The sequence below is a fragment of the Pseudomonas sp. AL03 genome (genome assembly GCF_029960815.1).
Lineage (GTDB): Bacteria > Pseudomonadota > Gammaproteobacteria > Pseudomonadales > Pseudomonadaceae > Aquipseudomonas.
Window position 1 is genome coordinate 1 of sequence record NZ_JASBRE010000054.1, and the last position, 10239, is coordinate 10239.

General features: G+C 60.9%; 4 protein-coding genes. 3 read left to right on the top strand and 1 reads right to left on the bottom strand.

Translation table 11 applies throughout. The features are described from left to right. On the bottom strand, window positions 1-4894 hold a 4894-nt coding region (locus QK293_RS27020; RefSeq protein WP_282383311.1), incomplete at its 3' end, for a retention module-containing protein. 359 nt (window positions 4895-5253) lie between these two features. Here QK293_RS27020 and QK293_RS27025 point away from each other — a divergent pair. From QK293_RS27025 to QK293_RS27035, 3 genes are read left to right on the top strand one after another with little or no spacing between them, the layout of a single operon-like run. Next, window positions 5254-6606 carry a TolC family outer membrane protein gene (locus QK293_RS27025; RefSeq protein ID WP_282383313.1) on the top strand — a complete coding sequence of 451 codons (1353 nt, stop codon included), beginning with the start codon at window positions 5254-5256 and terminating at the stop codon, window positions 6604-6606. A 42-nt stretch (window positions 6607-6648) separates the two neighbouring features. After that, window positions 6649-8805 carry a type I secretion system permease/ATPase gene (locus tag QK293_RS27030; RefSeq protein ID WP_282383314.1) on the top strand — a complete coding sequence of 719 codons (2157 nt, stop codon included), beginning with the start codon at window positions 6649-6651 and terminating at the stop codon, window positions 8803-8805. Beyond that, on the top strand, window positions 8795-10162 hold the full coding sequence (locus tag QK293_RS27035) for an HlyD family type I secretion periplasmic adaptor subunit (RefSeq protein ID WP_282383317.1): 1368 nt from the start codon (window positions 8795-8797) through the stop codon (window positions 10160-10162). The genes QK293_RS27030 and QK293_RS27035 overlap by 11 nt, the downstream gene beginning before the upstream one ends. The last annotated feature ends 77 nt before the right edge of the window (window positions 10163-10239 follow it).

Genomic DNA, 10239 nt, shown 5'->3' on the forward strand with positions numbered 1-10239 from the left:
CAGGTGCCTTGACGGTGACGGAGCCGCTGGTAGCGTTGGCGGCGATGGTGATCACTGCGCCGTTCGAAAGAGTCACGGTGACCGGTGTGCCGGCGGCGTTGGTCAGCGTCGCGGAGTAGACAATCGAACCGCCTTCCGCTACCGAATCCGTAGCGCTCAGGCTCAGGGTGGTGGTGTCTTTAACGTCGGTCACCGAAGTGACTGCCGGGGTTTGATTCGCCACCAGGTTTTCGTAGTTGCCACCGGTGGTGCCGTCGATTTTCACGCTCAGCGAACCGCCGCCAGCCAGTGCGTCGTTCGGTGCGGTGAATTTCACGCTGGCGCTGCTGGCGCCGACCGGAATGGTAATGGTTTGGCCGTTGGACAAGGCCACGACAACCGGCGAACCGGTCACTGGCGCGTTGACCGAAGCGGTGTACACCACGGTGCCGCCTTCAGCCACAGTGCTGTTGGCCGTCAGACTGACTGTCGACGTATTGAGGGTGTCGGTCACGTCGGTAACCGCTGGGGTCTTGTCGGCCACCAGGTTTTCGAAGTTGCCGCCGGTGGTCTTGGTGATGCTGGCTTCAACTTTTCCGGCGTCTTTGTAGACGTCATCCTTGGGTGCGGCGAAGTTCACCGAACCGGTGGTGGCGCCCTTGGCAATGTGGATCACCGCACCGTTGTTCAACGTCACGGTCATGGCGGTGCCAGCGGCATTGGTCAGGGTCGCGGTGTAGACGATCGAACCACCCTCGGCGACCGAACCGGTGGCGCTCAGGCTCAGGCCAGTGGTGTCGGCAGAATCGGTGACCGTGGTGACCGCCGGCGAATGATTGACGACGACTTTTTCGAAGTTGCCGCCGCTCTGGCTGGCGATCGTAGCCTGAACTTTGCCGCCGTCGATGTACGGGCTGTTCGCCGGAGCGGCGAAGTTGACCGAACCGGTGGTGGCGCCAGCGGCGATGTTGATCGCTGCGCCATTGCTCAACTTCACGGTCATGGCCGTGTCTGTCGGGTTGTTCAGGGTGGCGGTGTAGGTGATCTGGCCACCTTCGCTGACGGTGTGGCTGGCCGACAGGGACAGGGACGTCGTGTCGACCGTGTCTTTGACGGTGGTGCTTACTGACGCCTTGCTGATGTCGAGTTTTTCGAAGTTGCCACCGCTGGCATCAGTCATTTTTACGGTGAGTTTGCCGGCATCTTTGTAGACGTCATCGCTTGGCGCCGCGATGGTGACCGAACCGCTGGTTTTGCCGGCGTCGATGGTGATGGTCTCGCCGTTGCTCAGCTTGACGGTCACCGGCGTTTGCGCGGCGTTGGTGAGGGTCGCGGTGTAGGTGATGTGCGAGCCTTCAAGTACAGTTTTTTCAGCGCTGAGCGTCAGGTGCGTCGTGTTGATTGTGTCGGCGACGTTGGTCACGGCCGGGGTCGGGCTGGTGACCAGGTTTTCAAAGTTGCCGCCCGCGGCGTCCTTGATGGTGACTTCCAGTTTGCCGGCGTCCTTGTAGACGTCGTCTTTCGGTGCGTCGACTTTCACGGTGCCGGTGGTTTTACCGGCATCGATGGTGATGGTCGCGCCGTTGCTCAACGTCACGGTCACTGGGGTGCCGGCCGCATGGGTCAGGGTGGCGGTGTAGGTGATCTGGCCACCTTCTTTGACGTTGCCAGTGGCGCTAAGCGACAGGGTGGTGGTGTCGACGGTGTCGGTCACGCTGGTGCTGACCGAGGTTTTATCGGCGACCAGGTTTTCGTAGTTGCCGCCGCTGACTTTCGTGATCGAATTGGTCAACGGCGCATGGCCGCTGAGCACATCGTTAGAGACCACGGCATTGACCGTGCCGCTGCTTTTGCCAATGCCAATGGTGATGGTCTGACCGTTGGACAAGGTCACAACAACCGGCGAGCCGGTGACCGGTGCGCCGACAGAGGCGGTGTAAACCACGGTGCCGCCTTCGGCCACGCTGCTGGTGGCGGTCAGGGTGACCGCCGAAGTGTCGAGGGTGTCGGTGACGGTGGTGACGGCCGCAGCCGGGTCTTTGACCAGGTTTTCAAAGTTGCCGCCCGTGGCGTCCTTGATGGTGGCTTGGACTTTTCCGGCGTCTTTGTAGACGTCATCGGCGGGGGCGGCGACGGTCACGGAACCGCTGTTGGCGCCGGCGGCGATGGTGATCACCGCGCCGTTGCTCAGGGTGACGGTCACTGGCGTGCCAGCAGCGTTTGTCAGGTTCGCGGTGTAAACAATCGAACCGCCTTCGGCGACCGACTCAGTCGCGCTGAGGCTGATAGTCGTGGTGTCGGCAGAATCCGTCACCGAGGTATTCGCAGGCTTGCCGTCGACTTCCAGCTTCTCGTAATTGCCACCCTTGGCGTCGTTGATTTTGACGCTCAAAGAGCCGCCGCCGGCGAGGGCATCGTTTGGCGCAACAAAGTTCACGCTGGCGCTGCTCGAACCCACCGCAATGGTGATGGTTTGACCGTTGGACAAGGTCACGACAACCGGCGAACCGGTCACTGGCGCGGTGACGGACGCGGTGTAAACCACGGTGCCGCCTTCGGCCACAGTGATATTGGCCGTCAGGCTGACTGTCGACGTATTGATCGTGTCAGTCACTTCGGTGACCGCAGCCGCCGGGTTGGTGACCAGGTTCTCAAAGTTGCCGCCCGTGGCGTCCTTGATGGTCGCTTCAACTTTGCCGGCGTCCTTGTAGACGTCATCGGCCGGTGCCGGGACGCTCACGCTGCCAGTGGTCGCGTCGGCAGCAATGGTGATGACCGCGCCGTTCGAAAGGGTCACGGTGACTGGCGTGCCGGCCGGATTGGTCAGGGTCGCGGTGTATACAATCTGACCGCCCTCGGCCACTTCGGTGGACGCCGACAGGCTCAGGCCGGTCTCATCCTTGGAGTCGGTAATGGTGGTCAGCGCCGGCTCGGTGCTCGGGGTCAACTGCTCGAAATTACCGCCGGTGGTTCCGGTGATGGTGGTGCTGACGGTGCTGCCATTGTTGTAAACGTCATTGGCTGCGGTGTCGACGGTCACGCTGCCAGTGGTCGCGTCGGCAGCAATGGTGATGACTGCGCCGTTCGAAAGGGTCACGGTGACTGGCGTGCCCGCCGGGTTGGTCAGTGTCGCGGTATAGGTGATCTGGCCGCCTTCGACGACGGTGCCGGTGGCGGTAAGGCTCAGGCCAGTGTTGTCTTTCGAATCGGTGATAGTGGTCTGCGCCGGCTCGATGCTCGGGGTGAGCTGCTCGAAATTGCCGCCGCTGGTTCCGGTGATGGTGGTGCTGACGGTGCTGCCATTGTTGTAGACGTCATTGGCGGCGGTATCGACGGTCACACTGCCGGTGGTCTTGCCCGCTTCGATGGTGATGACCGAGCCATTGCTCAAGGTCACAGTCATCGGCGTGCCCGCCGGGTTGGTCAGTGTCGCGGTATAGGTGATCTGGCCGCCTTCGACGACGGTACCCGTGGCAGTCAGGCTCAAGCCAGTGTTGTCGGCCGAGTCGGTAATGGTGGTGACCGCTGGCGCGGTGCTCGGCACCAGGTTCTCGAAATTGCCGCCGGTGGCGCCGGTGATCGTGGTGCTAACGGTGCTGCCGTTCTGATAAACGTCATTGGCCGGGGTGTCGACGTTCACGGTGCCGGTGGTTTTGCCGGCTTCGATGGTGATGGTCGAGCCGTTGGACAGGGTGACAGTGACCGGTGTTTGAGACGGGTTGGTCAGGGTGGCGGTGTAAGTGATCTGGCCGCCTTCGGTGACCGTCGAACCCGCCGTCAGCGTGACGGTGGTGGTGTCCGGCGAATCGGTAATGGTGGTCACGGCCGGGGCCGGGTTTGGCACCAGGTTTTCAAAGTTGCCGCCGGTGGCACCGGTAATGGTGGTGGTGACCGTGCTGCCGTTGTTATAGGCATCGTTGACCGGTGTCGGCACGTTCACGCTGCCGGTTGTGTTACCGGCGTCGATGGTGATGATCGAGCCGTTGGACAACGTAATGGTGACCGGCGTCTGGGCCGGGTTGGTCAAGGTCGCGGTGTAGGTGATCTGGCCGCTTTCGGTAACGTTGGCGCCGGCGGTCAAGGTGACCGTGGAGGTATCAACGGTGTCAGTGACCTGGGTCACGGCCGGGGTCGTCGGCGGGGTGACGATGATGCCGCTGCCACCCGTGGTGCCGGTGACGGTCACGTCGATCTGGGTCGGATCGTTATAGACGGTGTCGTTTGGCGCGAGCGGGACGTTGACGGTACCGGTCAACTGACCGGCCTGGATCACGATCACCGAGCCGTTGGATAACGTGATGATCAGGTCCGTCAGCGGAGCCTGGCTCAGCGTCGCGGTGTAAACCAGCACACCACCGGCCTCGGTGATGGTCGGCGTGGCGCTCAAGGCCAGGGTCGACTCGCGCTGCACGTTGGCGCTGGTATCGGCAGTCTGGCCGCCGATGGTGTTCTGTGCAGCCAAAGCGGCAGTGCCGATGCCCGCAGTCGGGAAACCAATGGTCGGGTCGACCCGGCCAGCGGTTGCGTCCAGCATCACAACGCTGTGGCCGCCACCTGCCGCGCCGCCCGTGCCGGCAGCCGTCGGGCCGGCCGCGGTGGCTTCAAGATCGGTGGTCGGGTCGGCGCCGGCAACGATGGCTTGCTGCAGCTCTTCAACCGATGGCGCGGCTTGTGCAGTGGCTTGTGCAAGGTCAGTGCTGGAATCCGAATCGCTGCCGCTCCATTGAGTGTCGCGGCCCAGGTCCAGGGTCCGGCCGTCAGCCAGTTCGAGCGTAATGGCGCCAGCCGCACCGGTGTCTACCTGATCGCCGACAAACAACCGATCGCCTTCAACGAGTACGCGGCGCACGCCCTCTGGGGACACAGCGAAAACCTGACCGACAATGCTTTTGACGATGGCCACAACACTGCTCATTGAAGACTCTCCGGGTGTCACATTCAGTAGACGTCCATGGACCTGAGAGCGGTTGATCGCGTTCAGTCTGGATGTACTTTCAAGATATTAGAGGCACAACTTTGACGCGGTTATTCGTCAATAAATTGGCTGTATTTTTTCGCTATAAACTTTATGCCAAACTATTGACCTTGCGCCTGTCATCCTAAACACTCGCCTCTGTAATGTCACATTGATATTTCGGCGCCGACCGCTCTCGCAGAGTGTGATTCAGTTCCAACATTCAACTTTCCGACATACGGTCATTCCAGTTGTCATCATCCGATGCAGCGGCACCATCTGCAGTGATTCAAGACAAGCAATTCCGGGAAACTTCAATAATGCGCTTGCACCTGCTCAAGGCTTTACCCTTCGCCGTAGCCGCCAGTTTTGTTCAGGCGCAGACCCTTCCGGAGGCCATGCAACAGGCACTGGATGTCCATCCGGAAATCCAGGCAGGCGTTAACAGTCGATTGGCCGCGGATTATCAGTTAAAGGCAGCAAAAGGTGGATACCTGCCACGGGTCGATCTGCTGGGCGGTTATGGTCGCGAAGGCACTGACAGCGTCACCACGCGTGCTGCCGGCAACAACAATCACTGGGAAACCCTGAACCGCAGCGAGTCGAGTGTGCGGTTGTCGCAAATGGTTTTTGACGGTTTTGCGACGTCGAGTGAAGTGGGGCGTCAACAAGCCACCGTTAACTCCCGCGCTTATTCTTTGTTGGGCACGTCCGAACGCACTGCGCTCACCGTCGCGCAGGTGTATCTCGATGTACTGACCCGCCGTGAGTTCGTGCGCCTGGCGACCGACAACCTGAAGAGCCACGAACGGATTTTCGACCAGATCAAACTGCGCACCCAGCGCGGCGTGGGCAGCGGCGCCGACCTCGATCAGGCCGAAGCGCGTATGGCTCAGGCCCGCAACAACCTGATCACCGAGCAGACCAACCTGGCCGACGCCGAGACCAACTTCCTCAGCGCCGTCGGCCAGATGCCCGATCAGCTGGAGCGTCCTGCCGATTTCATGGCGCTGTTGCCGGCCAACCTCAATGAAGCCCGGGCGCAGATGCTGGAAAACAGCCCGATCCTGCGTTCCGCCGAGTCTGACATTGCCGCTGCCGAGAAACAGTACGCAGCCGCCAAGTCGAGCTTCTACCCGCGCTTCGATGCCGAATTGGGTCGCAGTGCCGACAACGATCTCGACGGCCAGAACGGTCACAGCAATGAATGGCAGGCCATGTTGCGCATGCGCTTCAATCTGTATGCCGGCGGCAGTAACAAGGCTGATCTGGAATCCAAGTCCTACCTGTCCAACCAGGCACTGGATATTCGCAACAACGCCTTGCGCGTGTTGAACGAAGAGCTGGGTCTGGCCTGGAACGCCTTGAACAACGCCAATGCCCAAGTGCCGATCGCCCAGCAATATGTCGATCACAGCACCCGCGTGCGCACCGCCTATCAGAAGCAGTTCGGTCTCGGCGAGCGCACGTTGCTCGACCTGCTCGACAGCGAAAACGAGCTGTTCTCGGCTTCTCGTCGCCTGGCGGAGATCAAAAACATTCAGTTATTTACTCAGTACCGAATCAAGGCGACCATGGGCGAGTTGCTCAAGAGCCAGGGAGTGGTCGCACCGTTGGCATCCGTTGTGCAAAACGACGTGAAGCCGAAGGTTCAACTGCCCGGTATGAATTGAGCAGAACCTTCATTGTTCAATTGTTAGCCAAGAGTGCCGAGCGTGGAATCAGAAGTCAGTCGAGTTCAACTCAGTCATGATCCACGCGCGCTGCACGACGATCCGTTACTGGACGGCTTGCTGGCCCTCTGCACCCTGCATCAGAAACCGGCCAGCGCCGCGATGTTGACCACCGGCCTGCCGTTGCCCAAGCAGCGTCTGAGTGTTGAACTGCTACCCCGCGCGGCCGCTCGCGCCGGTCTGCAAGGGCGGGTGCTGGTACGCAAACTGGAGCAGATCCCGGCGATTGCCATGCCGGCACTGTTGCTGCTCAAGGATGGCCGCAGTGCCGTCCTGCTCGGTTGGCTAGGTGACGACCAGGCGCGGCTGCTGCTCAGCGAAAGCGATGGCGGCGAAAGCGTTGTCAGCCGCGAGCTGCTGGCCGATGACTACATCGGCAAAGTGTTCTTCGCTCAACCCCAGCACAAATTCGACGTCAATCACGGCACGCTGATCCCGCGTGCGCGCTCGTGGTTCCGCGACACCCTCAAGCGTTCGCGCTGGCTGTACGCCGACGCCATCGCCGCCAGCTTCCTGATCAACATCATTGCCATGGCCGCGCCGCTGTTCGTGATGAACGTTTACGACCGCGTCGTGCCGAACCAGGCCGAATCGACCCTGTGGGTGTTGGCCATCGGTATCACCGGGGCTTACCTGTTCGACCTGATCCTCAAGAGCCTGCGCAGCCTCTGTCTGGACTTGGCGGGGAAGAAAACCGACCTGATCATCTCGGCCACGTTGTTCGAGCGCATCGTCGGTATGGCCATGAAGTACCGCCCGGCACGGGTCGGCAGCTTTGCCCAGAACATCCATGAGTTTCAGAGCCTGCGGGACTTCCTCGCCTCACTGACCCTCACCAGCCTGATCGACCTGCCTTTTACGCTGCTGATCTTCATGGTCATCGCGATTCTCGGCGGGCATCTGGTGTGGATTCCGGTGCTGGCGTTCCCGATTGCCTTGCTGATTGGCTATGCGCTGCAGAAACCGCTGGTGGCGACCATGGAACGGACCATGGCCCTGGGCGCCGAGCGTCAGTCGAGCCTGATCGAAACCCTCGCCGGCCTTGATGCAGTGAAGGTCAACAATGCCGAAAGCGAACGCCAGTATCAGTGGGAGCAGACCATCGGCACCCTCAGCCGCCTCGAGTTGCGGGTGAAAATGCTCTCCGGTCTGGCGATGAACATCACCTTGCTGATCCAGCAACTGGCCGGGGTGATCATGATCGTCTTCGGCGTGTACCAGATCATCGACGGTCACCTGAGCATGGGCGGTTTGATCGCCTGCTACATGCTCAGCGGCCGCGCCCTCAGCCCGCTGGCCTCGCTGTCTGGCCTGCTGACCCGCTACCAGCAAGCGCGGGTGACCATGACCTCGGTCGATCAGATGATGGAGCTGCCGCAAGAGCGCAACTTCGAGGAGCGTCCACTGAGCCGCAAGGTCCTGCAAGGCGCCATTGAGTGCCGGCAGATGAACTTCACTTACCCGAACCAACAGAACGCAGCGCTGAAGAACATCAACCTGATCATCAAGCCTGGCGAGAAGATCGGCATTATCGGTCGCAGCGGCTCGGGTAAAAGCTCCCTGGCCAAATTGCTCGTAGGCCTCTACCAGCCGGACGACGGCGCGCTGTTGGTGGATGGCGTCGACATCCGCCAGATCGACGTCAGCGAATTGCGCCACAACATCGGTTACGTGGCTCAGGACATCCAGCTGCTCGCCGGGACCCTGCGCGACAACCTGGTGTCGGGTGCGCGCTATGTAGAAGACGAAATGGTGCTGCAAGCTGCCGAGTTGGCCGGCGTCCACGAATTTGTCCGTCTGCACCCGCAAGGTTATGAGCTGCAAGTCGGCGAGCGTGGGCAGAACCTGTCTGGCGGTCAGCGCCAGAACGTTGCCCTGGCCCGTGCGTTGCTGCTCAACCCGCCGATCCTGCTGCTCGACGAACCGACCAGCGCCATGGACAACACGGGTGAAGAACGCCTCAAGCAACGCCTCGCGGCGGTGATTGAAAACAAGACCGTGGTGCTGGTGACGCACCGGGCTTCGCTGTTGTCGCTGGTGGATCGGCTGATCGTCATCGACCGCGGGCAGATTCTCGCCGACGGCCCGAAAGCCGCTGTAATGGAAGCGTTGAAGAAGGGGCAGATCAGTGTTGCTTAAGTCGGGTTTCAAGAATTCGATCGGCCGTTATTTCAAAGGCTCCGAGTCGCTGCATGGCCAGCCACTTCCCGAGGTCAATAAAGCGCTGATCGAAGACGCCCCACGCGTGGTGCGGCTGACCATCTGGGCAATCATCGGCTTCTTCGTGTTCCTGATGCTCTGGGCCAACTTCGCCGTGATCGACGAAGTCACCAAGGGCGACGGCAAGGCGATTCCGTCGTCGAAGATCCAGAAAATCCAGAACCTTGAGGGCGGTATCGTCTCCGAGTTGTTCGTGACCGAAGGGCAGATCGTCGAGGCCGGCGCGCCGCTGATTCGCCTGGACGACACGCGATTCGCCTCCAACGTCGGCGAAACCGAAGCCGATCGGCTGTCGATGCTACTGCGAGTAGAGCGCTTGAGCGCGGAAGTCGATGACCGTCCGCTGAATTTCCCCGCTGACGTGCTGAAGGCCGTACCTGGTCAGGCGGCCAGCGAGGAGTCGCTGTACATCAGTCGCCGTCAGCAACTGCACGATGAGATTGGTGGTTTGGCGGAGCAGTTGATCCAGCGTCAGCAAGAGCTGCGCGAGTTCACCTCCAAGCAGTCGCAGTACCGTAACGGCCTCGCGTTGCAGCGTCAGGAAATCGACATGTCCGAGCCGTTGGTGGCCCAGGGCGCGGTATCGCCGGTTGAAGTGCTGCGACTCAAGCGCGCCGAGGTTGAAACCCGCGGGCAACTGGACGCGACCACCCTGGCCATTCCTCGCGCCCAATCGGCGATCAAGGAAGTGCAGCGCAAGATCGACGAGACTCGCGGCAAGTTCCGCAGCGAAGCACTGACTCAACTCAATGAAGCACGCACTGATCTGAACAAGGCCCAGGCCACTGGCAAGGCGCTGGAAGACCGGGTCAGCCGGACGCTGGTGACATCGCCGGTGCGCGGTATCGTCAACAAATTGCTGGTGAACACCATTGGTGGCGTGATCCAGCCGGGCAGCGACCTGGTGGAAATCGTGCCGCTGGACGACACCTTGCTGGTAGAGGCGAAAGTTCGCCCGCAAGACATCGCGTTCCTGCATCCGGGGCAAGAAGCGACGGTGAAGTTCACGGCGTATGACTACACCATTTATGGTGGGCTCAAAGCCAGGCTTGAGCAGATTGGTGCCGACACCCTCACCGACGAAGACAAGAAAACCACCTACTACATCATCAAACTGCGTACTGATCGCAGCCACTTGGGGACGGATGAAAAGCCGTTGCTGATCATCCCGGGGATGGTGGCTTCGGTAGACATCATCACCGGCAAAAAGACCGTGCTGAGCTATTTGCTGAAACCGATTATTCGGGCGCGGGCTGAAGCGCTGCACGAGCGGTAGTTCTCGAGCGCGGCTGATGGCCTCTTCGCGGGCAAGCCTCGCTCCTTGTATGTTGACCCTGATTCCAACGAGAGAGG

Excerpts from the sequence above, each read along its gene's own strand:
- QK293_RS27025 (WP_282383313.1), top strand. The coding sequence starts at position 5,254 with ATGCGCTTGCACCTGCTCAAGGCTTTACCCTTCGCCGTAGCCGCCAGT.